The following is a 25,240-nucleotide window of genomic DNA, read 5'->3' on the forward strand; positions in this document are numbered from 1 at the left end:
ATTGATTCAAGACAAATTGAGACATGCTTTAGTTTTCAAAATAACGATCTATGACAACCAAAAATAAAATATTTTCCATCGCGATTTCCCTCAGTGCTGCTTTTTTTTCGGCTCAGAATAATACGGTTCGTACCTTTAACCTTGATCTGAAAGAAACCTCTACACCTATTAAAATACAGCCCACCATGTACGGGATTTTTTTTGAAGACATCAATTTTGCAGCAGATGGCGGATTGTATGCGGAACTAATTAAAAACCGGAGCTTTGAATTTGATGAACCTTTCACAGGATGGAAACAGCCCAATACAAAAACACTTTCCCCTAATCTGTATTCCGGATTTCTGACCATTTATTCTGATCCTGCCAAAACCAATAAAAATTACGCACGAATTACCGTTCTGAATGATAAAAAATATATTCTGGAGAATGAAGGATTCAGAGGAATAGGGCTTCATCAGGGAGAACAATATGATTTCAGTTTTAATCTGCAGAATGTTTCAGGAAATGTTGCTGCGGTAAAGGCAAGTCTTGTTGATGAAAATGAAAAGGAAATTTCTTCAGTTTCCATACTCATAAAAGAAAAGGGATGGCAGAAGTATACAGCTGTTTTCAAAGCACCTCAAACTGTAGAAAAAGCAAAACTGCGGATTACATTTACCGGAAACGGCATCGTGAACATGGATATGATATCCCTCTTCCCGCAAGACACCTGGAAAGGCAGAAAAGGCGGCTTACGAAAAGATCTCGTTCAGAAACTATACGATTTGCAGCCCGGATTTTTGAGATTTCCTGGAGGCTGTATTGTAGAAGGAAGAACGTTGGCTGAGCGGTATCAGTGGAAAAAAACAATAGGAAATGTAGCAGACCGCGAATATCTTATCAATAAATGGAGTACAGGATTTCCACATCGTCTTACACCGGATTACGGACAGTCTTTCGGACTGGGATTTTATGAATATTTCCAGCTTTCCGAAGATCTGGGTGCAGAACCCGTTCCTATTCTGAGCTGTGGAATGGCATGCCAGTTCAACACAGCGGAGTTGGTGAAAATGGAAGACCTTGATCCTTATATTCAGGATGCCCTTGACCTGATTGAATTTGCCAACGGAGATTCCGGCACAAAATGGGGTAAAATCCGTACTGAAATGGGGCATCCAAAGCCTTTTAATTTAAAATTTATCGGAGTGGGAAATGAACAGTGGGGAGCGGATTATATCGAACGCTATAAAGTATTTGAAAAAGCCATTCACACAAAATATCCTGACATTAAGATTATTTCCGGAAGTGTACCGTCACCCGACGGCGAGTTCTTCGAATATGGATGGAAAGAGTTGAAGCAGCTTAATGCACAGATTGTTGATGAGCACTATTACAATTCCCCCGAATGGTTTATGAAAAATGCAGGCAGATACGACCAGTATGACCGCTCCGGGCCAAAAGTTTTTGCCGGGGAATATGCAGCCCAGTCTGTAGGCGTGGTAAAGCCTGATAATAAAAATAACTGGTTAACCGCTCTTTCAGAAGCTGCTTTTATGACCGGACTTGAAAGAAACGCAGATGTGGTCTATATGACTTCCTACGCACCGCTTTTTGCCCATGCTGACGGCTGGCAGTGGACGCCCGATCTCATCTGGTTCAATAATCTGAAATCCTACGCGACCCCGAATTATTATGTTCAGAAATTATTTTCCAACAATAAAGGAACGGATGTATTAAAAATAGAACATAACGGAAAAGCGGTATCCGGCCAGGAAAAATTATATGCTACAGCTGTAAAAGATGCCAAAAATAATGAGATCATTATTAAAATGGTCAATACTGATACTCAGGCTAAAACGGTAAATATCAAACCAGAAACTCTGAAAATCGGTAAAAAAGTAACCAAAATTCTTCTGTCTGCGCCGCAGCTTTCCAGTGAAAATAATTTCGATGCTGAACCTGTGAAACCCAAAGAGGAGAATTCAGAAGCTAAAAAAGGTGAAATTTCAACAGAAATTCCGGGCAATTCTTTGGTTGTTTTAAAGGTGAAAACAATTTAAAAAACTGTTTTATAGTATGTTATAAAAAATAAGTGTGTTTTTTACATTTATTTAAAATAGAATCTTATATTTGTTTTTATCTCATCAGGAGAATTTAAAATCTCAATAATCAAAAACGTTTCACCACCATGAAAAAATATGTTATCGGGCTGGACTACGGTACAGATTCCGTACGGGCCGTCCTTATTGATACTGAAAACGGTTCCGAAATAACTTCTTCAGTCAGCTACTACCAGAGATGGAAGGAAGGCCGATTCTGTAATCCTTCAGCCAACAGTTTCAGACAGCATCCTTCAGATCATATTGAAGGTCTGGAAAAAACGATTTCAGAAATAGTAAAAGAAAGCGGGATACCGGCAGAGCAGATCGTCAGTATTTGTATTGATACTACAGGCTCTTCACCGTTACCAGTAACAAGTGATGGAACTGCTCTGGCGCTGGTTCCGGGATTTGAAGAGAATCCCAATGCCATGATGGTTTTATGGAAAGACCATACTGCCATTCGTGAAGCCGAAGAAATCAATACCCTTGCAAGAACCTGGGGTGGTGAAGATTATACAAGATATGAAGGCGGTATTTACTCTTCAGAATGGTTCTGGGCTAAAATACTGCACATCAGCAGAGCAGATGCAGAGGTAAAAAATGCTACGTACACCTGGATGGAGCACTGTGATTATCTGACCTATCTTTTATCAGATCATAAAGACCTGGCAACATTCAAAAGAAGCCGTTGTGCTGCCGGCCACAAAGCCATGTGGCATGAGTCGTGGGGCGGTCTGCCTTCCGAAGAGTTTCTCAACAGGCTAGATCCTTCTCTGGGAGCGCTCAGAGGAAGATTATACAAGGAAACCTATACTTCAGATGAAATTGCCGGCTACCTGAATGAAGAATGGGCCGCAAAAACCGGTCTTACCACCAAAACCATCATTACCGTAGGAACCTTTGATGCCCATTCAGGAGCTGTAGGAGCCAGAGTGGAAGAAAATACACTGATCAGAATCATGGGAACTTCCACCTGTGACATTATGGTTGCCTCGCAGGAAGCTATCGGGGACACAACTGTAAAAGGAATCTGCGGACAGGTTGACGGCTCCGTAATTCCCGGACTGATAGGGCTTGAAGCAGGACAGTCAGCTTTTGGAGATGTTCTGGCATGGTATAAAGATATCCTGATGTGGCCGGTTCACCAGGTTATGGTGCATTCCGAAAGTATTTCAGAGGAGCAGAAAACAAAGCTCGCTGAAGAAATGGAGGACGGACTTATCAGAAAATTGACCCTTGAAGCAGAAAAAATTCCTCTTTCAGATACTGTTCCGGTTGCATTGGACTGGGTAAACGGAAGGAGAACACCGGATGCAGACCAGGAACTTAAGGCAGCAATTAGTCAGCTTTCTCTGGGAACAAAAGCTCCTCATATTTTCAAAGCTTTGGTCAATGCTATTTGTTTCGGAGCTAAAAAGATCGTTGACCGTTTTGAAGAGGAAGGGGTGAAAATCAATAAAGTGATCGGAATCGGAGGAGTAGCAAGGAAATCGCCGTTTATCATGCAGACACTCGCTAATGTTTTGGATATGCCGATTGTTGTTGCCGCTTCGGACCAGACTCCCGCGTTAGGGGCTGCTGTTTATGCAGCTGTATCAGCAGGAATTTATCCGACCGTACAGGAAGCAAGCATGAAAATGGGCTCTGCATTTGAAGCGGAATACCATCCGAAAGCGGAAGAAGTACAACACTACAGAGAATTAATGCAGCAATACCAAAAGCTCGCTGATTTTGTAGAATACAATACCAAACTGAAAAACAACAGGAAGGAACTTCAGAACTCCTGATTCTCCCATTTTAACCTTTTTAATATACTCAAAATGAATACCTATAAAGAACTCCAAAGAGAATGTTATGAAGCGAATATGCAGTTGGATGCCCTGAAGCTGGTGGTCTATACCTTCGGGAATGTGAGTGCTGTAGACCGTGATAAAGGTGTTTTTGCCATTAAACCAAGCGGTGTTCCCTACGACATTTTAAAGCCTGAAGATATGGTGATTCTGGATTTTGATGCCAATGTCATCGAAGGCAGTCTCAGACCTTCTTCCGATACCAAAACCCATGCTTATCTGTATAAAAACTGGGAAAACATCGGTGGAATTTCCCACACCCATGCGATCTATTCCGTAGCGTGGGCACAGGCACAAATGGATATTCCTGTTTTCGGGACCACTCATGCGGACCATCTTACGACAGATATTCCCTGCGCTCCGCCTATGCGGGATGAGCTGATTGAAGGAAACTACGAATACAATACAGGAATACAGATTCTGGAATGTTTTAAACAAAAACAGCTCTCTCCGGAAGAGGTAGAAATGGTTCTGATCGGCAATCACGGCCCGTTTACCTGGGGGAAAAATGCAGAGAAAGCAGTTTACAACAGCAAAGTACTGGAGACCATTGCCGAAATGGCTTATCTCACCAGACAGATCAATCCTGATGCGGAACGACTGAAAGACTCACTCATCAAAAAACATTATGAACGTAAGCACGGCAAGAATGCTTATTACGGACAGGAATTTAAACACTAAACACTTCAACATAACAACTATTAACGATCAACAAAATTATGTTAACACCTCTCAATACCAAAGAAGTCTGGTTCATCACAGGAAGTCAGCATTTATACGGACCTGAAACACTTGCCCAGGTGGCAGACCATTCACAGAAAATTGTGGCAGAACTTGAAAAATCTTCTTTCATCCCGGTAAAAGTCATTGTAAAGCCAACGGTAAAAACTACCGAAGAGATATTTGAAACCATTGCAGCCGCTAATCATGCAGAAAACTGTATAGGAGTAATCACGTGGATGCATACCTTTTCACCCGCTAAAATGTGGATCAGAGGACTAAAAATTTTACAGAAGCCTCTTCTGCATCTGCATACCCAGTTCAACAGAGATATTCCATGGTCCACGATGGATATGGATTTTATGAATCTTAACCAGGCGGCTCACGGGGACCGTGAATTTGGTTTTATGGTAAGCAGGCTCCGAAAGAACAGAAAAGTAGTGGTTGGGCACTGGTCGGAAGAAAGGGTTCAGAAGCAGATCGGTGACTGGAGCCGTGTTGCAGCAGGATGGGACGACTGGCAGGGCGCTAAATTTGCACGTTTCGGAGATAATATGCGGTTTGTAGCCGTTACAGATGGTGATAAGGTGGAAGCTGAAACCCAGTTCGGCTTTTCAGTCAATACCTGGGGAATAGGTGATCTTGTAGGCGTTATCAATTCTGTAAGTGAGGGAGAAATAAAAAGCCTTATGGAAGAATATGAATCTTCTTATCATATGGCAGCTTCCCTTTTGGAAGGAGGAGCCAACAGAAGCTCACTTCACACCGCCGCAAAAATTGAACTAGGACTTGAAAAATTTTTAAAAGACGGAGGATTTAAAGGATTTTCAGATACCTTTGAAGACCTTCACGGGCTGGAGCAGCTGCCGGGAATTGCCGTACAGCGACTGATGCAGAAAGGATACGGATTTGCAGGCGAAGGAGACTGGAAGACAGCAGCACTCGTACGTGCCATGAAAACAATGGGGCAGGGCCTTGAAGGTGGAAATGCCTTTATGGAAGATTATACCTATCATTTAGACCCTTCCAATCCTTCTATTTTAGGCTCCCATATGCTGGAAGTAGACCCTGTGCTGGCTGCCGGGAAACCTTCATGTGAGATACATCCACTGGGAATCGGAGGAAAAGCAGATCCGGTTCGTCTTGTTTTTAACTCCAGAGGAAATATTGATTCTCTGAATGCTGCCCTGATGGATTTTGGAAACCATTTCAGACTGCTGATCAATAAAACCAGAGCATTGGAAATTACAGAAGAGTTGCCAAAACTCCCGGTAGCAAGGGTTTTATGGAAACCTCTTCCTGATTTATATACGGCCGCAGAAGCCTGGATACTGGCAGGAGGGGCACACCATACATGTTACAGTGAAAATATTTCAGCAGAACAGCTGGAAGATTTTGCTGAGATAGCAGGAATTGAATCATTAGTCATTGATGAAGATACCAGAATGCGTGACTTTAAAAATACACTTCGTTGGAATGAAATGTATTATCGTTAATTAATTTTAAAAAATATGTAAATAATTATGAAAAAAACAACATATAACGGCATTTTTATTTTATTATTTTTAATTATTTTCGGCTGTAAAAAAGAAAATAATAAACAGGATATTTCAGGAAAAATGGAGAATATTTCTACTTCAGACTATGGAGTGACGCCAAAAGGCGATTCTATTAAAAAATATACGTTGACCAATAAAAACGGGATGAAAGTTGAGGTCATCAACTTCGGGGGAATTATCACATCCTTAACCGCTCCGGACAGAAATGGGAAATACGAAGATGTAGTGCTTGGCTTTACAAAACCCGAAGGATATTTCGATGGCAACCCTTATTATTTCGGTGCTTTGATCGGAAGATACGGCAATAGGATTGCCAATGCCAAATTCGCACTGGAAGGTAAAACATACGAAATTGATAAAAATGATGGTCCCAACAGCCTTCACGGAGGAAAGGAGGGATTTCATACCAGATTCTGGAATATTGAGGCAGTAAAAGATGCAAAATTTCCGACATTGAAATTATCTTATATCAGTGCAGATGGTGAAGAAGGATATCCGGGGAAATTAACAACAACTGTTTTTTACACGCTTACAGACGACAACGCCTTGGAAATTTCTTACGAGGCTGAGACGGATAAGCCTACAGTGGTAAATCTTACCCAGCATTCTTATTTTAACCTGTCCGGGAATTTTACTAAAACGATTACTGATCATGAACTGCAGATTAATGCAGATCATTTTCTTCCGGTGAACGAAACCTTAATTCCTACAGGTGAGCAGAAAGCTGTAAAAGGGACTCCTTTTGATTTCACGATATCAAAACCGATCGGAAAAGATATCAGTGCAGACGACGATCAGCTGAAAAAAGGAAAAGGGTATGACCATAACTGGATCCTGAATGGAAAAGGACTTAGAAGTATCGCCAAAGTATATCATCAGGGAACAGGAAGGCTGATGGAAGTTTTCACCGATGAGCCTGGTGTGCAGTTTTATTCCGGAAATTTTCTTGACGGAAAATTTGATACCAAAACAGGTGGTAAAAATGAATTCAGAACAGGATTCTGCTTAGAGACCCAGCATTTTCCTGATTCACCAAACCAGCCTTCTTTCCCTTCTACAGAATTGAAGCCTGGGCAGAAATACCACTCGAAAACCATCTATAAATTCTCCGTTAAAAACTAAACTATGGGAAAATTAGCAACTATTGATATCATCATATTTCTGATCTATTTCGTAGTGGTAGCTTCCTACGGATTATGGATCTATAAAAAGAAAAAATCTGAATCTACAGGAAGTAAAGATTATTTCCTTGCCGAAGGATCTTTGACCTGGTGGGCTATCGGAGCCAGCTTAATCGCTTCCAATATTTCTGCTGAACAGTTTATCGGAATGAGTGGCGAAGGTTTCTTTGTCGGAATCGCTGTTGCCGCTTACGAATGGATCGCTGCTCTTGCGTTGATTATTATTGCGGTCTGGTTTATTCCGATCTATCTTAAAAATAAGATCTATACCATGCCTCAATTTCTGGAGAGAAGGTATAACAAATCTGTTTCACTGATCATGGCTGTATTCTGGCTGTTTCTGTATGTTATCGTGAATCTTACTTCTATCCTTTATCTGGGTGCTCTTGCTATTGATACTTTACTGGGAGGAGAACATCTTCACGGTATTATGATCGCTCTTCTGCTTATGGCCCTTCTGATTGGTCTTGGAGGTATGAAAGTGATAGGATATACAGACGTTATACAAGTGGCAGTTCTTATCATTGGTGGTTTTGCAACGGTGTATATGGCGCTGCAGATTGTGGACCAGAGAATCAACGGAGCAGCTGTAGGAAATGCTTTAGCAGGATTTAATACCCTGATCAATGAGGCTCCGCAGCACTTTAAGCTGATTCTTCAAAAACCAACAACCACCACAACTACGTTGGCAATGCCTCAGAATCTGGATGTACAGAAGTATGTCGTATTACCTGGTTTGGCGATGTATTTTGCCGGTCAGTGGATTGTTAACCTGAACTATTGGGGTTGTAATCAATACATCACCCAGAGAGCTTTAGGGGCAGATCTGAAGACGGCAAGAACAGGAATTCTGTTTGCTGGTTTTCTGAAATTATTCATGCCTGTAATCGTAATGCTTCCGGGAATTGCCGCTTATGTTTTATATTCAAAAGGACATCTTCCGGGATTCAACGGAGTGAAAGACGGAGCCTACTCTGCAATATTAGGATTTTTACCAGTAGGATTGAAAGGATTGGCTATTGCCGCTTTGACCGCAGCGATTGTGGCTTCACTGGCAGGAAAAGTGAACAGTATTTCAACTATTTTTACGCTGGATATCTATAAAAAATACCTTAAAACAGATGCCACCGAAATCCAGATGGTGAGAACAGGCCGTTGGGTCATTATTATTGCCATGATGGTTGCATTGGCTTTTACCTGGACAGACGTTTTAGGAATTGGAGGTGAAGGAGGTTTCACATTTATCCAGAAATATACAGGCTTTATCAGTCCTGGAGTTTTTGCCATGTTCCTTCTGGGAATGTTCTGGAAGAGAACAACCGGTACAGCTGCATTGGTAGGAGTTATCTTAGGTTTTGTCCTGGCGATCTTCTTCAACAGTTTTGCTGTAGAGATTTTCGGGAAAGAAACATGGTTGTATACTGCATTCACTTATGAAAAGCTGGAGAATGGTGTAGTTCATACCATTACCGAGATTCCTTTCCTGATCAATATGGGATGGTCATTCTTTATCACGATAATCGTGATGATCCTGATCAGTCTTGCAGGTCCGAAAGTAAACCCTAAAGCTTTTGCCATTGATGTGACGATGTTTAAAGTGGATAACAGAACTTTAGTATTGATCGTAATGACGCTGCTTTTACTGACGGCCTTGTATGTAAGGTTTTGGTAGAAATTATTATACATAACAAATAAAATAGGATGCTGAAAAAGCATCCTATTTTTTTTGATCTTAGAATTGGTTATGTACGTTTAGTTCATTGCTATAAATTTGAACTTAAACAGCTGGCAGGATGTACCATAATAATCCCAAAGATGTAAGTTTGAATTACCATCCATGGTACAGTTGGGAATATCCCAGCCGCGTGTAGGATCCACCTTGGATAGTATTTTGTAATAACCATTAGAGACAGCAACTACCTGCCAGGCTTGTGCGTCATTACTATAGTTCTGCCAAAGCCTGATCGAAGTTCCCAATGTATTACTATTGCTGGCCAGATCAATACAACGATTGGTTGCGCTGGCTTTGGATACAAAACGCCAGTAGCCATTACCTGCGTCAATGGCAACCCATCGCTGTGCAGCAGCGCCATTCCTTGTCCATGGCCTTAATACTGCACCATTGGCGTCTTCTCCTGATTTCAGATCAACTACTTTGTTGGCATCAGTCTGAAATTCGATCTCATAAATACCATTATTAACCAGGCTACTGTTTGTGTTGCAGTTGGCAACGGGGTAGTTGGAGGATGCATATTGCTGAAACCACTGTTTAACCGGGGCAGCGCAGGCTTCCCAATCGTTGTTGTAAGCTGTTCCTGCATTAGGATCGCCTTTGTGGAGGAGGTTATCCGGGGCAAGAACATTCCAGCTTACATTGCCGGATTGATCCACGATGTATTTTAAATTGGCACCAAATCCGCTTCCGCCTGCCGTACCGGTATTACCAATGCCGAAGGTACCATATCCTTGTGGTGCCCAATCGGTCTCGGTAATGGCGATCGGTGCAATGTCTGCAATCGGTTTAACGTTGACATTCCATGCGTTCTGAAAGGATTGATAGTTGTTGAGACCACCCCAGTAACCGGGATAAATATGAACAGCGTAGCCAATATTACCTCCTGTGATCTGATTATTGACATAGCCTTGATAATGCGATTGCCAGCCTGTACCCGGAATCCAGCAAACATTGTTGGCTCCGTTGTTACGGATGATATTAACCAGTGGCTGAAAGAAGTTTTTGAGTGCTGCAAAATGCTCATTTCCCGTACTACCCCAAGCACCATTTGTTCCCAGGATTTCAACAGGTTCGTTAGCTAATTCAAACATCACATTGTCAGCATTCTTTAATCCGGGATGCTGAGACAGAAAAGTCCATACGGTCTTCAGATAGCTATGGTACGCATCATTGACTGCAATACGATTTGGGCATACACCTGGTGGGCGAAGGATGACATACATTCCCAGACTGCGGGCATGGTTGATCAGTGGGATAATTACCTGATCGGTGTAGGTAACCAGGCGGCTGTAATTGAATCTTGAGATATCGTTCTCCGGGATAGCTGGTCCGGGATCATTGGTCCAATACGGATCAATATGAAGGCGGATGTAATTGAGGTACCAGCCATCGGAAGCGCTGCTGAGCTTGTTCATAACAGCTTTGTTGTAGTTCAGAGCACCCTGTACATTGTAATTATCCCAGGTACAGTAGCCGGAATTCGCACCATATTGACATCCATTGAACCAGGGGCTGGGGGTTATGGCAACCCCATGTAAGATAACGTTATTGTCACAAGGGTCTTTAAGGTATCTGCCTCCAACATGCAGCATTGGAGTTGCTGCCAATGCTCTTGCACTGGCATTGGCGCTTACATTGTTTTCAGGTTCTTCTTGTAAAGTTTTTTCCATCCGGGAGCAGCCCGAAAGAATGGTTAACAGAAAGGCCATAAATAGCCACATTGTGTTTGTTCTCATAATTTATATATTAAAGGGTTATTAATTTTGTTTTTGGTGATCGATTTTTTCCTCTTTACCCTTAGAAGGATCATGCAGATACTCGATTTTTTTAAATCTTAATGGGATAGTTGACTGGACAGGGCGTATTGACTAAAAACTGCTTATCTCAAAGTGTTGTAATCTGTTGCGGTTTTTCGGCATTAATCACGGGGAGGAAATGACAGGACTATCTCTGTCAGGTTTCAGATATGAAAACCCTTATTCTCTTTTTCTCCATTTTTCACGCATGAAGCATGATATGATGAAAATTCAAATAAATGATATTTGTTGTTGTTAGTTTTGTATAAAAATACATATTTATTTAAATATATGGCAATATTTTAGTTAAAATTAACATAAAAAATCATATCATAAATATAATAATTGGCAAATAGTTATAATTGTTTTATTTGAAAGGGAAAATAGAAAACCTTATCATAAATTTTCTTTATGATACTTCTATAAAAAGGCGCAAATGTTTATTTGCCAGCTGAAATTTCCAGGTTAGCTCAAAAAAAAATCCCGTAAAAAACGAGATTTCATTTATCTTAAGGTCATAGAAGATTTGTGGAAAGGTGCAGGGTATAGATATTAAATAGATGATTTGCATAATATCAAAAACAATTACATTTTAAACATAAACCCGCGCGATATTTTCTTGGTGTATTTTTTTTCGTCAAAGCGGTAAAGAAAAGAACCTTTTCTGGATGAGGTCATATCCTTTTTATTGGTATTGACAAGGATATCCATGCTATTGATCTTGCTTGTGAAATTACGCTTATCGAATTTTTCGTCAAAAATGGCTTCATAAAGATTCTGAAGATCCTTCATGGTGAATTTTTCAGGAAGAAGCTCAAAGCCGATAGGTCCGGTGGAAGCTCTTCTCCTCAGTCTGGCTACCGCATCCTTTACCATATCGTTATGATCGAAAATAAGATCCGGTGCTTTCTGAAGCTCAACCCATTCTGCACTGTACTGTTCATTGATCTGAATATCTTTTTCAATATTGATCAATGCATAGTAGGAGATTGACATGATTCTGGCTGTAGGCTCACGTTTAATTTCCGTATAACATTTCAGCTGTTCAAGATAAATATTTTCAAGACCAGTTAATGTATACAGAACCCTGTTGGCCGCTTCATCGGATGTCTCTTCACTGCCAATGAATCCACCCATGAGGGACCATTCGCCCATCTGGGGTTCAAAATTTCTTTTTACCAATAGGATTTTAAGATTTTCGCCATCAAAACCGAAAATAATGCAGTCAACAGCAACCAGGTGTTTGGGATATTGGGAGTAATCCTCAGTCATCTTTTATATTTTGATGCAAAGGTAAAACTTTTATACTTACGATCTTATACAAATGTAATTCTTACACTTTTAAATCTGAATCATTATTTTTATTAAAACGATTCTACAAAGGTATTTTGGGAGCTAAAACTGGGATTAAAAATGAAAAATAGCAATGAAATCCAGTTAAATGTATATGAATTTAATGTTAAAATTGTGTTAAAATTAGAATTAACACTTATTATTATTAATTAAAATAGCTTAACGTTAAAAATACGATAAGGTATTCGCTATATCATTGAAATTTTTATTAAAACGTATTCTTAATTCATTTTCATAGGGAATCCTGTGATTGCAAAGTTTTCTTTTTCTGTGAATTGATTATCTTATTTTTTATGATAAGGTAGTGGCTTTTCTTTTATTTTCCGGGCTTTGTGAAAGATTTTAAATAAAAAAATAACTAAAACAGACTCAAAAAAAGTTTCGTATATAGATTGTTTCCATTATTTTAGAAATGTTGAATTAACATTTATTCATGAGACCAAAATTTTCAGTTATTTTATTGTGTTTCGCTTCATTCACCTCAGCCCAGGTAAAGGAGAAAATTCATTATTTCCCTTTGGAAACTGTAAGGTTATCAGAGAGTGTTTTCAATAAAGCCATGACAGCAGACCGGAAATACCTTATGGAGATGGAGCCGGACAGATTGCTGGCTCCCTATCTTAAGGAAGCCGGACTAAAACCAAAAGCAGATAATTACCCCAATTGGGAAAACACCGGATTAGATGGTCATATAGGAGGACACTACATTTCTGCACTATCATTAATGTATGCTTCCACAGGTGATTCCGGAATCAAGCAGAGGATTGATTATATGATCAGTGAGCTGGAACGATGCCAGAAAGCTTCTCCGGACGGATACATTTCTGGGGTTCCCAACGGGAAAAAGATCTGGAAAGAAATAAAGCAGGGGAATATACGCGCCTCAGGTTTTGGATTGAATGATCGCTGGGTTCCTTTGTATAATATTCATAAGTTATATGCAGGATTACGCGATGCCTATTGGTATGCAAAAAGTGAAAAAGCAAAGACAATGTTGATCCGACTTACGGATTGGATGCTGAATGAAGTGTCAGGCCTTTTTGATGAACAGATACAGGATATGCTGCGCAGTGAGCATGGAGGACTTAACGAAGTTTTTGCGGATGTTTACGATATCACCCATGAAAAAAAATATCTGCAACTGGCTCATCGCTTTTCCCATCAGGCTATCCTTAATCCTCTTCTGGCGGGAGAAGATAAGCTTACAGGTCTTCATGCCAATACACAGATTCCAAAAGTAATCGGCTACAAACGCATTGCTGATCTTGAAAATAATACTTCCTGGAGTAATGCCGCTGATTTTTTCTGGCATAATATTACCGAGAAAAGATCGTCTGTTATTGGCGGAAACAGTGTCAGTGAGCATTTTAACCCTGCCAATGATTTCAGCAGCATGATAAAAAGTATAGAAGGTCCGGAAACCTGCAATACCTATAATATGCTCAAGCTGACGAAAGAGCTTTATGCAACGTTACCTGAATCTTATTATATCGATTATTACGAAAAAGCATTATACAATCATATCCTTTCCACGGAAAATTATAACCAGGGAGGCTTCGTGTACTTTACCCCGATGCGTCCCGGACACTATCGTGTTTATTCACAGCCTCAGACCAGCTTCTGGTGCTGTGTAGGATCGGGGATGGAAAATCATGCCAAATACGGGGAAATGATTTATGCCCGGTCGGATAAGGATTTATATGTGAACCTGTTTATTCCTTCCACATTGACCTGGAAACAGCAAAAAGTGATAGTTCGTCAGGTGAACAACTTCCCGGAAGTTCCTGAAACAACACTGATCTTTGATGCCGCAGGAAAATCAGAATTTGGTTTAAAACTAAGATGTCCGGAATGGACCACAGCCTCGGAAGTACAAATTCTGATCAACGGAAAACAGGAGAAAGTACAACGAGGTTCCGATGGCTATTTTACACTGACTAAAAGATGGAAAAAAGGAGATGTTGTGAAAATGATTTTGCCGATGCATCTTTCTGCAGAACAACTTCCTGACCATTCCAATTATTATGCATTTAAATACGGTCCTGTAGTGCTTGCCGCAACATACGGTGCCGAAAACCAACAGGGACTTCTTGCGGACGATAGCAGAGGCGGCCATATTGCTCATGGTCCGCAGATTCCTTTAAACGAAATTCCAGTTATCCTTGGAAATCCTTCCGAGGTAGTCAGCCATGTTACACCTTTGAACAGTAAACCGCTCAACTTTGCCGTTACAGGGCTTTATCCGTCGGAAAAATTCGGGAAAGGTTTAGAGCTTGTACCGTTTTACAGTATCCAGGCAGAAAGATATATTCTGTACTGGCCGCAAGCCGACAAAAACGGGATAGAAAATATGCTGAAACAGAAGGCGAAAGAGGAATCGGAAACCAAAGAACTGGATGTCCTTACAACTGATAGAATCCAACTGGGCGAACAGCAGCCGGAATCAGATCATTTTATAGAAAGCAAAGACTCTGGTACAGGTTATATGGAAGACCGGCACTTCCGAGATGCCAAAGGCTGGTTTAGCTATCAGATGAAAAATAACGAGAAAAATGCTTCATTCCTTTACCTGCTTTATTTTGATGCCAATGCCAATCGAGTACTGAATATTGAAATCAACGGTAAAAACATCATTACTCAGAATTTGAACGGAAAGTCCGGAGCCTTACCTCAATATCTGGTTGTTCCGATACCGGATTCAGAAAAGAATAAAGAACATCTAACGGTAAAATTCCTGGCAGATGAAAAATTGATGACCGCTAAAATCATCGAAGTTCGTTTGCTGAAAGGAAAATACGAAAAGCAATACAAGCTGAACTAAAAATAAAAACAGATTTTTCCCATGAAAAACAGAATCCTATACTTATTATTTTTTCTGGCAGCCATTTGCAGTTTTCATGCAAAAGTAAGGCTCCCTGCTTTGGTTTCGGACGGGATGATCCTTCAGAGGAACCAGGATCTGAAAATCTGGGGATATGCAGATGCGGGAGAAAAAATTACGGTTAAGTTTATCAGTAAAACCTATCATGCCACGGCTGATCAGAATGGCAACTGGACCCTTATGCTTCCAAAGCTTAATGCCGGTGGTCCATATAGCATGACAATTAATGAGATCACCCTTAAGGATATCCTTATTGGAGATGTATGGGTGGCTTCAGGGCAATCCAATATGGAACTTCCGATGCGCAGGCTGACACCTCTGTATGAAAATGAAATTAAAAATGCCAATAATCCGAATATAAGATTCTTTACTGTCCCGCAGAAATATAATTTTAAAGCGCCTCAAAATGATCTTGACGGTGGGAAGTGGGAAAGTACCAACCCTCAGACTATTCTTGATTTTTCAGGAGTTGCCTATTTCTTTGCCAAAGAACTGAATGAAAAAAACAAAGTTCCGGTAGGAATCATTCACACCAGTCTCGGAGGCTCTCCGGTTCAGGCCTGGATGGATGAAAACTCACTGAGAAAATATCCGGAATATCTTACTGAAGCAGAAAGATGGAAAAATGATGACCTGATAAAAACCACAGAATCTCAGGAACGGTCCCTAAGCAAAGCATGGTATGCAGAGCTTGATCAGAGTGATATAGGGTTGAACCAGCACTGGGAGAAAGACAATGGGGATGATTCCGGATGGAAAACCATGGTGGTACCGGGATCGTGGGAGGATCAGGAAGGCTCGTTTGACGGTTCGGTATGGTTCCGCAAAGAAATTATTCTTCCAAAAGGAGTGGATCAGAAAACAGCATTTTTGAATCTGGGAAGGATAAAAGATGCTGATGTTACTTACATCAATGGAATTAAAGTAGGAAATGTGACTTATGAATATCCGCCACGTTGGTATGATGTTCCCAAAGGTGTTTTAAAAGAAGGCAAGAATATCATTACCGTAAGAGTAATCAATGGAAGCGGTAAGGGACAGTTTATTGCCGATAAACCGTATTACCTCGAAATTGACGGACAAAAAACAGATCTTAAAGGCGAGTGGAAATATAAAATAGGAGCAAAAATGGAAAAAATGGCTCCCGGACAAACTTTTATCCGGTGGAAACCGTTAGGACTATATAATGCCATGATTAACCCGCTGATCAATTATAAAATCAAAGGATTTATCTGGTATCAGGGTGAAAGCAATACAGGAAAACCTAAAGAATATGGAGATTTGCTATCAACAATGATTTCACTTTGGCGTTCAAAATGGAACAAGAATGATTTGCCGTTCCTGATTGTACAGCTGGCTAATTTCATGGAGAAAAAAGATGAACCTCTGGATAGTGGCTGGGCTGAGCTGAGAGAGCAGCAGAGACAGGTTTCCCTCAATGTTCCTTACGCAGGGCTTGCAGTAGCTATTGATGTAGGAGAATGGAACGATATTCATCCGCTGAATAAAAAAACAGTAGGTGACAGATTGGCTTTACAAGCCCTGAAAATTGCGGAAGGTAAAAAGATTATTGCAGACGGACCCGTTTATCAGTCCATGAAAACAGAAGGGAATACCATTATTTTATCCTTTAAACCCGGAACAGATGATCTGGTACAGGGAGAACTGAAAGGTTTTGCCATACAGCAGAAAGATGGCAGTTACCAATGGGCCAAAGCAGAAGCAAAAGGTAGTAAAGTCATTGTCTGGAATGACCAGGTCACCAGCCCTGTCAATGTACGTTACGACTGGGCAGACAACCCGGACGGCAATCTTAAAAACAAAAATGGGCTGCCTGCTTCACCTTTTACAACAGAAAAAAATTAATTTAACATAGAAAACCTTATTAAAATCAATGGATAATCAACCGCAAAAAATATCGGTAATAGAAAAAGTAGGGTATAGCCTGGGAGATCTGGCAGCCAATCTTGTTTTTCAGACCCTGGTAACCTACTTAACCTATTTTTATACGGATATTTACGGACTCAAGGCAGAAGATGCCTCTGTCATCACCCTTACCGTAGGTTTAATTGCCGGGTTTGGCTTTAACCCGCTTATCGGAGCACTGGCGGATCGTACAAGCTCACGATGGGGGAAATTCCGTCCATGGATTCTATTTACCGCTGTACCGCTTGGTATTGCAGCACTATTAGCTTTCAGTACGCCTCACTTTTCCTATCAGGGTAAAATGATCTATGCAGCGGTTACCTATTCATTATTGTTGCTATTATACGCATCCAATAACTTACCGTATGCTGCGTTGAGCGGTGTTATTACGGGAGATATGGGAGAAAGGAACAGTATTTCTTCATACCGTTTTGTAGCCGTGATGTTTGCACAGTTCTTTGTACAGGTATTTATGCTTCCCATCATTTTATATGTAGGACACGGAGATAAAGCTCAGGGAATTGAAACTGTTATGACATGGCTGGCGGTGATCGGATCCATAATGCTTCTGATTACTTTTTTTACGACCAAAGAAAGAATCATTCCCAAGCCGGAGCAGAAATCAAGTCTGAAAGAAGATTTAAAAGATTTATTCCAGAACAGACCGTGGATTATTATGCTTACCGTGACCGCATTTATATTTATCACATTGGCTATGAAAGGAGGATCTTATGTATATTATTTTAACAACTATGTGGATGAAAATGCCCTGAAGAGCTTTATCTCACCCATTACCGCATTTTTTAATTCTGCAGGGATGAATTTCTTCGGAGAAGATCCAAAGTCTGCGGGATTCGGATTATTTAATGCAGGAGGAATTGTCATGATGATCGTCGGGATTACTTTCTCTAAAAGGCTGGCAGACAGATTTGGAAAGCGTGATACTTTTATTGCTTCATTATTTATCTCTACATTGTTCATCCTGATGTTTATATTTTACCCTCCGAAAGCAGTAAAAGTGATGTTTTTGTCACAGATCTTACACGGATTCTTTTACGGAATCAGTACGCCGCTTTTGTGGGCCATGATTGCTGATGTTGCCGATTATTCGGAATGGAAGAACAACCGCAGGGCAACGGCTATTATCTTTTCCGCAATGATGGTTGGCTTAAAAGTAGGCCTCAGCATCGGAAGCTCATTGGTCGCTTTGATCATTGGGAAATACGGATACATTTCAGTACACGGGAGCGAACAGGCTATTCAGCCTGAAACAGTGGCTGCAGGAGCGAAAATGCTTGTGAGCATATTTCCATCCATACCGTTTTTCATTGCCTGCGGACTGCTTTTATTCTACAAAATCAACAAAAAAATGGAAGTTCAGATTGAAAAAGATCTGGCTGAAAGAAGAAAATAAACGATTACTATGAAACGTATTTTACTAGGTTTGGCGGCTCTTACCGCTGCCGGTCTGTCGGCGCAGAAGTCTGACGGTACTTTAAAAAAAGCATTTCAGAATAAATTTTACATCGGAACGGCGATGAGTCTTCCCCAGATTGACGGTACAGATAAAAAAGCGGTAGCCATCATCAGAAACCAATTCAGCTCTATTGTTGCTGAAAACTGCATGAAATCTATGTTCCTTCAGCCTCAGGAAGGGAAGTTCTTCTTTGACGATGCCGATAAATTTGTCGATTTTGGAATAAAAAACAAGATGTTCATCATCGGGCATACGTTAGTCTGGCATTCGCAACTTCCAAAATGGTTTTTTACAGATAAAAATGGGAAGGATGTCTCTCCGGAAGTATTGAAACAACGCATGAAAAACCATATTACAACGGTAGTTTCCCGTTACAAAGGGAAAGTAAAAGGATGGGATGTGGTGAATGAAGCCATTATGGAAGACGGAACCTACAGAAAAAGTAAATTTTACGAAATCCTGGGTGAAGATTTTATTCCTTTGGCATTTCAGTATGCACAGGAAGCCGATCCCAATGCAGAACTATACTATAACGATTATAATGAATGGTATCCTGAAAAGGTAAAAGCAGTCATTACAATGGTTGAAAAGCTTAAATCAAAAGGAATCCGCATTGATGGGGTGGGAATGCAGTCTCACGTCGGAATGGATAACCCTTCTATGGATGAGTATGAAAAAGCAATTGTAGATTATTCCAATGCCGGAGTTAAAGTTAATATAACAGAACTGGAAATAAGTGCGCTGCCTTCTCCGTGGGGAAGCTCTGCCAATGTTTCGGATACCGTTGCCTATCAGAAAGAAATGAATCCTTACACCAAAGGTCTTCCCAAGGAAGTAGAAGCGAAATGGGAAAAACGCTATCTTGATTTCTTTGGTTTGTTTTTGAAACATAAAGACAAAATAAGAAGAGTAACCTTATGGGGTGTTACCGATAAGCAATCCTGGAAAAACGATTTCCCGGTAAAAGGAAGAACGGATTACCCGCTACTTTTTGACAGGAAAGATCAGGAGAAACCAGTAGTACAAAAAATAATAAAATTGGCAGAGAAAAACTAAAATCAATAGAATTTTTACTTAATGAAAAAATCAAAATATTTATTCCCGGAAGATTATATGGCAGACCCTTCCGTTCACGTTTTTGAAGATAAAATCTATATCTATCCTTCTCATGACCGCGAAAGTGGAATTGAAGAAAACGATAACGGAGACCATTTTGACATGAATGATTATCATGTCTTCTCAATGGATGATGTGGAAGGTGGAGAAATTAAAGACCATGGCGTAGTACTTTCGGTAAAAGATATTCCATGGGCGGGAAGACAGCTGTGGGATTGTGATGTTGCGTTCAAAGACGGTAAATATTATATGTACTTTCCCTTGAAAGATCAGAATGATATCTTCAGAATCGGGGTTGCTGTGAGCGACAAACCTTACGGGCCTTTCATTCCTGAAAAGCATCCGATGATGGGCAGTTACAGCATCGATCCGTGCATTTTTGAAGATAAGGGAAAATATTATATGTATTTCGGAGGAATCTGGGGTGGACAATTACAGCGCTACAGGGATAATAAAGCACTTGAATCTGCTGTAATTCCCGAAAATAATGAACCTGCAATCCATTCTAAGGTAGCTTTGCTGAGCGATGATATGCTTGAATTTGCTGAAGCACCTAAAGACGTTGTCATCATTGATGAAAACGGAAAACCACTGCTTCATGGAGATAAACACCGCTTTTTTGAAGCATCATGGATGCATCAGTACAACGGGAAATATTATTTTTCTTATTCCACAGGAGACACCCACCTGATTTGCTATGCAACCGGGGATAATCCTTACGGGCCGTTTACCTTTCAGGGTGAAATTCTTACTCCGGTGGTAGGATGGACTACTCATCATAGTATTGTGGAATTCAAAGGGAAGTGGTACCTGTTTTTCCATGATTCTGTTCCCAGTGGCGGTAAAACATGGTTGAGAAGTATGAAAGTGATTGAACTGGAATACGATCAGGAAGGGAAAATCAAGAGGATTGAAGGTCTGGAAGACCGGTCATAGTCATCTTTAATAATTTAAAATTTTTCAATGCGATATCTGAGACTCAACATTCTATTTTTTCTGATCATTCCGTTACTGGCCTTCGCGGAGGACGGAAGTCAGCTATGGCTTCGGTTTCCTGCCAAAAACGGAATATCTGCAGATAAAATTATTTCCAGAGGGAACAGTCCCACGCTGAACATTGCCAGAAAAGAGCTGAGCGGCCACTGGCAGGGACAGGCGGTGGAACTTCGTACCGAAAACAAAGAGAAAAATCTGAAAGACGGCTATAAGATTGTTTCCACCCCTGAAAAAATCGTTATTTCTGCAGGCAAAGAAATAGGACTGTTGTACGGAGTCTATCATATTTTACGATTACAGCAGACAAAAGCCGACTTGTCTCACTTAAACAGTATTGAAAAGCCATCATACGATGTAAGGATTCTGAATCATTGGGATAATCTGGACGGAAGCATTGAGAGGGGATATGCCGGAAGATCGCTTTGGAAATGGGAAGATCTGCCCGGGAAAATTTCTCCGCGCTATGAAGAATACGCGAGAGCGAATGCTTCTGTAGGAATTAATTCCGTTGTTTTGAATAATGTGAATGCATCGCCCAATATGCTTAGGGAAGATTATCTTAAGAAAGTCAAAGTTCTGGCTGATATTTTCAGGCCTTATGGTATCAAGGTGTATCTTTCTGTGAATTTTTCTTCCCCAAAAGTGCTTGGCGGATTGCAAAATTCAGATCCATTGAATAAGGATGTACAAAAGTGGTGGAAAGATAAAGCTGCTGAAATTTATAAGTTAATTCCCGATTTCGGCGGATTTTTGGTGAAAGCCAATTCCGAAGGGCAGCCGGGTCCTCAGGATTACGGAAGAACCCATGCAGACGGAGCCAATATGATGGCTGATGCCCTGAAACCTTACCATGGAATAGTGATGTGGAGAGCATTTGTCTACAGTCCGAGCAAAGACGACAGAGCCAAACAAGCTTATCTGGAATTTGTTCCTCTGGATGGTAAATTCAGGGATAATGTGATTATTCAGATCAAAAACGGTCCGGTTGATTTTCAGCCCCACGAAGCGTTTAATCCGCTTTTCGGAGCATTAAGAAAAACTTCCGAAATGGTAGAATTTCAGATTACACAGGAATATCTGGGCATTTCAAATCATTTGGTTTATTTGGCTCCATTATTCAAGGAAACACTGGAAAGTGATACTTACTCGGACGGTCAGGGATCTACGATTGCTAAAATAACAGACGGAACTTTAAGACCCGCAAAATTGACAGCCATTTCGGCTGTTGCCAATATCGGGGAAGATACAAACTGGACAGGGCATCATTTTGCACAGGCCAACTGGTATGCCTTCGGAAGGTTGGCATGGAACCATCAGCTGAGTTCAGAGCAGATTGCGGATGAATGGATTAAAATGACCTTTACAGACAATCAGAAATTCCTGAATCCGGTAAAAGAAATGATGCTTTCGTCCCGAGAAACCGCTGTGGATTATATGATGCCTTTGGGACTTCACCATATTTTTGCAGGCGGACATCACTACGGGCCAGAGCCATGGGGAGATTATAAAGGCGGAAGACCGGACTGGTCACCCGTCTATTATCATCAGGCTGATGCTCAGGGATTGGGCTTTAACAGAACAAAAACAGGAAGTAATGCTGTTTCGCAATATTTTCCACCATTGAATGAAAGGTATGGGAATATCTCAACCTGTCCGGAAAATCTTATCCTGTGGTTTCATCATGTTCCGTGGGATTATACAATGAAAGACGGAAAAACACTATGGGATGAGCTGTGCTATACGTATGATTCCGGAGTAAAAAAAGCAAGGGACTATCAGAAAGTATGGGATAAGATGGAACCTTATATAGATGAACAAAGATTTGCTGATGTTCAGTCAAAACTCAAGATTCAGTCAAAAGATGCAGTCTGGTGGAAGGATGCCTGCCTGCTGTATTTCCAGACTTTTTCCAAAAAACCGATTCCTTATGACATCGAACGCCCTGTTCACGAATTGGAAGATCTGAAAAAAATTAAATTGAATATGGGACATCACAATTAAAAAAATGAGGCCGTTTTTTTTCCGGATCGGAAAGAAGAGCGGCCTCAAATAATAATAGCTATGTAAAATTTTAAATCCAAATAATTGGAATGAATGATCTTTAAATGTAGCGGGTTATCTAAGGGAAATTATTTTATTAAAAATATTTCCGTTTTCTTCAACCTGGATGATATATTGGTTGGCTGTTTGTGGGTTAAGATTAAAGGTAATATCTACATTGCCGTCAGCATATTCTCTGTTGGATGTATAATACGTCGTATTGGATAGATCATATACTGAAATATTTACGGGACCCTTTACATCCGACATATGCAGCTTCGCCATATTACCGGAAATGGTATATTCAGGCTTATTGATTGAGCTCACAGGCTTTTTTTCCACTTCCATTACATTATCGGAACTGATTTGTATTTTATACTTCTCTATCTTCATTTCTGATTCTGCTACCAGATAATAAGTTCCGGGTTCAAAGCTTTGAAAATCATACGTTTTCATTACATGGCTCCCATCCGTAAGATTTTCGGAGAATAGTTCATCATGTGCACTGTTATAAACAAAAACAGATACGCTTCTGGCGTTCGACAGCTCAAAATTTAACGTTTTGGCTTGTACGTTTCCAAAGGAAAGGGAAAAATCTCTATCCTTACTCATTACATTTGCTGAAAACAACAAGGCTCCTGCAAAAAATACGGCTTTTAATAATGTGCTCATGGGTTAAGGCTTTTAGGATTAATACTGCAAAGCTAGGGCACCAATAATTCTCAGGCTATAATTAAATTTTCATATTTATGTGCTATATTAACCTTGTTTAATGATATTAGTGTATTATTTGTTAATTTTGCATATGAAATTATTTGTATTTGGCCTATGAAACATGTAAATCCTTCTTTTGAGGCGGTAAGACCTACTATAGGAAGCAGCTTTACCAGCCTTAAATTTCTGACTAATGAGAATATAAAATCACATGTCTGGCATTACCATCCCGAGATTGAGTTGATTTTTGTATGCAAAGGTTCCGGGAAAAGACAGATTGGAAGTAGTATCACTTATTTTTCAGAAGGAGATCTTGTACTTATAGGAAGCAATCTACCGCATTGCGGACTCACCAATGAAAGTACGCATAATGAGTATGAAATGGTTATTCAGTTCAAACCTGATTTTTTAGGAGAACCTATCTGGGACATACCGGAAATGCAAAGGATTTCTTCTTTGCTTGAAAAATCAAAAGCAGGTATTGTATTTGGGGAGGATGTGAAAAAAAGAATCGGGAAAGAGATTGTTGAGATGCATGAAGCTTCCTCTTTGGACAGGTTATGCAGATTTTTAAAAATATTGGATGAATTGGCTGTTACTCAGGATTACAGGATTTTAAATGCGGGAAAATATTACCTTCAGACACAGATTGAAGATAATGAAAGAATCAATCTTATATTCAATTACGTCAAAGATCATTTTAAAGAAGCCATAACCCTGGAAGAAATGGCTGATCTTGCCAATATGAAAGTACCGTCTTTTTGCCGTTATTTTAAAAAAATCACAAATAAGACCTTTACACAGTTTGTTAACGAATACAGAATTACCCATGCCCTCAAGCTTCTTGCTGAACAGCCCTTAAGCATTACAGAAGTCTGCTTTGAATCCGGATTTAATAATTTCAGTTATTTTAATAAAACGTTTAAGGAATACATCCAAAAAAGTCCTTCTCAATACAGGAAAGAGTTTAATTATTTCATGGAATAATTTTTAGCAAAACAATAAAAAAGTGTAATCATATGATGATTTATTAAAATATAAGTGTAATTTTAACACTTATAAAATAACAATCACTTTTTATGAAATTTTTTATTGACACTGCCAATCTGGCGATGATAGAAGAAGCCCATGCCCTTGGAGTTCTTGACGGAGTAACCACCAACCCTTCGCTGATGGCGAAAGAGGGGATTTCCGGAAAACAAAACATACACCAACACTATCTTGATATCTGCAACATTGTGGATGGCGATGTAAGTGCTGAAGTTTTAGGAATTACTTTTGGAGAAATGGTTAAGGAAGGTGAAGAGCTTGCTGCACTACATCCGAGAATTGTTGTAAAAGTACCCATAACTCAAGATGGGATTAAAGCCATCCGCTATTTTTCTGAAAAGGGAATAAAGACCAACTGTACGCTTGTATTCTCTTCCGGACAGGCATTGCTGGCTGCCAAGGCAGGAGCCACCTATGTTTCTCCGTTTCTGGGAAGACTGGATGATGTCTCTACCGATGGCCTTCATCTGATATCGGAAATCCGGGAGATTTATGACAATTATGCTTTTCAGACACAGATCCTTGCTGCTTCAGTCCGACACAGCATGCATATTATCAATTGTGCAAAGATTGGTGCTGATGTGGTAACGTGTCCTTTGGCTCCTATACTTTCTCTTCTTAAACATCCGCTTACAGATTCAGGATTAGACCAGTTTATTAAAGATTCACAAAAAATGAAATAAGATTGGGCAGAAAAAGTATAACTTCTCTGTTAAAATTCAGTAGTTTTATACTTTAGATGAGCCCAGATCTGTTGATCAAATG

17 protein-coding genes are annotated in these 25,240 nt (G+C 40.2%); 14 read left to right on the top strand and 3 right to left on the bottom strand.

Annotation, left to right across the window (positions count from 1 at the left end; translation table 11 throughout):
* Positions 1-50: 50 nt before the first annotated feature.
* The 6 genes from ACNFU2_RS01480 to ACNFU2_RS01505 all read left to right on the top strand — a co-directional run bounded on the left by ACNFU2_RS01480 (position 51) and on the right by ACNFU2_RS01505 (position 9,063).
* Positions 51-2,039 (top strand): alpha-L-arabinofuranosidase C-terminal domain-containing protein, encoded by a 1,989-nt coding sequence (locus ACNFU2_RS01480; RefSeq protein WP_418123400.1) that lies wholly within the window; start codon positions 51-53, stop codon positions 2,037-2,039.
* 128 nt (positions 2,040-2,167) lie between these two features.
* Positions 2,168-3,868 carry a ribulokinase gene (locus tag ACNFU2_RS01485; protein WP_273647708.1) on the top strand — a complete coding sequence of 567 codons (1,701 nt, stop codon included), beginning with the start codon at positions 2,168-2,170 and terminating at the stop codon, positions 3,866-3,868.
* 33 nt (positions 3,869-3,901) lie between these two features.
* Positions 3,902-4,612 carry an L-ribulose-5-phosphate 4-epimerase gene (locus ACNFU2_RS01490; RefSeq protein ID WP_273647709.1) on the top strand — a complete coding sequence of 237 codons (711 nt, stop codon included), beginning with the start codon at positions 3,902-3,904 and terminating at the stop codon, positions 4,610-4,612.
* A gap of 38 nt (positions 4,613-4,650) precedes the next feature.
* Positions 4,651-6,147, top strand: a complete 1,497-nt coding sequence (gene araA, locus ACNFU2_RS01495) for an L-arabinose isomerase (RefSeq protein ID WP_273647710.1) — start codon at positions 4,651-4,653, stop codon at positions 6,145-6,147.
* A 27-nt stretch (positions 6,148-6,174) separates the two neighbouring features.
* Positions 6,175-7,332, top strand: coding sequence for an aldose epimerase family protein (locus ACNFU2_RS01500; protein ID WP_273647711.1), 1,158 nt, complete (start codon positions 6,175-6,177; stop codon positions 7,330-7,332).
* Positions 7,333-7,335: 3 nt separating this feature from the next.
* Positions 7,336-9,063, top strand: a complete 1,728-nt coding sequence (locus ACNFU2_RS01505) for a sodium:solute symporter family transporter (protein ID WP_273647712.1) — start codon at positions 7,336-7,338, stop codon at positions 9,061-9,063.
* 80 nt (positions 9,064-9,143) lie between these two features.
* On the opposite strand, the gene ACNFU2_RS01510 is transcribed toward ACNFU2_RS01505, so the two are convergent.
* The gene (locus tag ACNFU2_RS01510; RefSeq protein WP_273647713.1) at positions 9,144-10,862 is read right to left on the bottom strand and encodes an RICIN domain-containing protein; all 1,719 of its coding nucleotides are present in this window, start codon (positions 10,860-10,862) and stop codon (positions 9,144-9,146) included.
* Positions 10,863-11,507: 645 nt separating this feature from the next.
* A complete protein-coding gene (locus ACNFU2_RS01515) occupies positions 11,508-12,194 on the bottom strand; it encodes an NUDIX hydrolase (protein WP_172278194.1) in 687 nt (228 codons plus the stop codon).
* Between the two features lie 514 nt (positions 12,195-12,708).
* Between ACNFU2_RS01515 and ACNFU2_RS01520 the strand changes: the two genes are divergently transcribed.
* Genes ACNFU2_RS01520 through ACNFU2_RS01545 form a run of 6 tightly spaced genes read left to right on the top strand, consistent with a single transcriptional unit; the run spans position 12,709 to position 22,672 of the window.
* Entirely contained in the window at positions 12,709-15,096 is a 2,388-nt protein-coding gene (locus ACNFU2_RS01520; RefSeq protein WP_418123405.1) for a beta-L-arabinofuranosidase domain-containing protein, read from the top strand.
* A gap of 21 nt (positions 15,097-15,117) precedes the next feature.
* Positions 15,118-17,022 carry a sialate O-acetylesterase gene (locus ACNFU2_RS01525; RefSeq protein ID WP_273647715.1) on the top strand — a complete coding sequence of 635 codons (1,905 nt, stop codon included), beginning with the start codon at positions 15,118-15,120 and terminating at the stop codon, positions 17,020-17,022.
* Between the two features lie 28 nt (positions 17,023-17,050).
* On the top strand, positions 17,051-18,496 hold the full coding sequence (locus ACNFU2_RS01530; protein ID WP_273647716.1) for an MFS transporter: 1,446 nt from the start codon (positions 17,051-17,053) through the stop codon (positions 18,494-18,496).
* A gap of 9 nt (positions 18,497-18,505) precedes the next feature.
* Positions 18,506-19,615 carry an endo-1,4-beta-xylanase gene (locus tag ACNFU2_RS01535; protein ID WP_273647717.1) on the top strand — a complete coding sequence of 370 codons (1,110 nt, stop codon included), beginning with the start codon at positions 18,506-18,508 and terminating at the stop codon, positions 19,613-19,615.
* A gap of 21 nt (positions 19,616-19,636) precedes the next feature.
* A complete protein-coding gene (locus tag ACNFU2_RS01540; RefSeq protein ID WP_273647718.1) occupies positions 19,637-20,611 on the top strand; it encodes a glycoside hydrolase family 43 protein in 975 nt (324 codons plus the stop codon).
* 27 nt (positions 20,612-20,638) lie between these two features.
* Positions 20,639-22,672, top strand: coding sequence for an alpha-glucuronidase (locus ACNFU2_RS01545; protein WP_418123409.1), 2,034 nt, complete (start codon positions 20,639-20,641; stop codon positions 22,670-22,672).
* Positions 22,673-22,786: 114 nt separating this feature from the next.
* Here ACNFU2_RS01545 and ACNFU2_RS01550 read toward each other — a convergent pair whose 3' ends face one another.
* Positions 22,787-23,383: a hypothetical protein gene (locus tag ACNFU2_RS01550; protein WP_273647720.1), complete on the bottom strand. Its 597-nt coding sequence runs from the start codon at positions 23,381-23,383 to the stop codon at positions 22,787-22,789.
* A gap of 156 nt (positions 23,384-23,539) precedes the next feature.
* Here ACNFU2_RS01550 and ACNFU2_RS01555 point away from each other — a divergent pair, with 156 nt between their 5' ends.
* Positions 23,540-24,412 (top strand): AraC family transcriptional regulator, encoded by an 873-nt coding sequence (locus tag ACNFU2_RS01555; protein ID WP_306611857.1) that lies wholly within the window; start codon positions 23,540-23,542, stop codon positions 24,410-24,412.
* Between the two features lie 92 nt (positions 24,413-24,504).
* The gene (gene fsa / locus ACNFU2_RS01560) at positions 24,505-25,158 is read left to right on the top strand and encodes a fructose-6-phosphate aldolase (RefSeq protein ID WP_273647722.1); all 654 of its coding nucleotides are present in this window, start codon (positions 24,505-24,507) and stop codon (positions 25,156-25,158) included.
* Positions 25,159-25,240: the final 82 nt, after the last annotated feature.

The sequence above is a fragment of the Chryseobacterium sp. PTM-20240506 genome, assembly GCF_048296755.1.
In the GTDB taxonomy this organism is placed as follows: domain Bacteria; phylum Bacteroidota; class Bacteroidia; order Flavobacteriales; family Weeksellaceae; genus Chryseobacterium; species Chryseobacterium proteolyticum.

Excerpts from the sequence above, each read along its gene's own strand:
- ACNFU2_RS01480 (WP_418123400.1), top strand. The coding sequence starts at position 51 with ATGACAACCAAAAATAAAATATTTTCCATCGCGATTTCCCTCAGTGCT.
- ACNFU2_RS01485 (WP_273647708.1), top strand. The coding sequence starts at position 2,168 with ATGAAAAAATATGTTATCGGGCTGGACTACGGTACAGATTCCGTACGG.
- ACNFU2_RS01490 (WP_273647709.1), top strand. The coding sequence starts at position 3,902 with ATGAATACCTATAAAGAACTCCAAAGAGAATGTTATGAAGCGAATATG.
- araA (WP_273647710.1), top strand. The coding sequence starts at position 4,651 with ATGTTAACACCTCTCAATACCAAAGAAGTCTGGTTCATCACAGGAAGT.
- ACNFU2_RS01500 (WP_273647711.1), top strand. The coding sequence starts at position 6,175 with ATGAAAAAAACAACATATAACGGCATTTTTATTTTATTATTTTTAATT.
- ACNFU2_RS01505 (WP_273647712.1), top strand. The coding sequence starts at position 7,336 with ATGGGAAAATTAGCAACTATTGATATCATCATATTTCTGATCTATTTC.
- ACNFU2_RS01510 (WP_273647713.1), bottom strand. The coding sequence starts at position 10,862 with ATGAGAACAAACACAATGTGGCTATTTATGGCCTTTCTGTTAACCATT.
- ACNFU2_RS01515 (WP_172278194.1), bottom strand. The coding sequence starts at position 12,194 with ATGACTGAGGATTACTCCCAATATCCCAAACACCTGGTTGCTGTTGAC.
- ACNFU2_RS01520 (WP_418123405.1), top strand. The coding sequence starts at position 12,709 with ATGAGACCAAAATTTTCAGTTATTTTATTGTGTTTCGCTTCATTCACC.
- ACNFU2_RS01525 (WP_273647715.1), top strand. The coding sequence starts at position 15,118 with ATGAAAAACAGAATCCTATACTTATTATTTTTTCTGGCAGCCATTTGC.
- ACNFU2_RS01530 (WP_273647716.1), top strand. The coding sequence starts at position 17,051 with ATGGATAATCAACCGCAAAAAATATCGGTAATAGAAAAAGTAGGGTAT.
- ACNFU2_RS01535 (WP_273647717.1), top strand. The coding sequence starts at position 18,506 with ATGAAACGTATTTTACTAGGTTTGGCGGCTCTTACCGCTGCCGGTCTG.
- ACNFU2_RS01540 (WP_273647718.1), top strand. The coding sequence starts at position 19,637 with ATGAAAAAATCAAAATATTTATTCCCGGAAGATTATATGGCAGACCCT.
- ACNFU2_RS01545 (WP_418123409.1), top strand. The coding sequence starts at position 20,639 with ATGCGATATCTGAGACTCAACATTCTATTTTTTCTGATCATTCCGTTA.
- ACNFU2_RS01550 (WP_273647720.1), bottom strand. The coding sequence starts at position 23,383 with ATGAGCACATTATTAAAAGCCGTATTTTTTGCAGGAGCCTTGTTGTTT.
- ACNFU2_RS01555 (WP_306611857.1), top strand. The coding sequence starts at position 23,540 with ATGAAACATGTAAATCCTTCTTTTGAGGCGGTAAGACCTACTATAGGA.
- fsa (WP_273647722.1), top strand. The coding sequence starts at position 24,505 with ATGAAATTTTTTATTGACACTGCCAATCTGGCGATGATAGAAGAAGCC.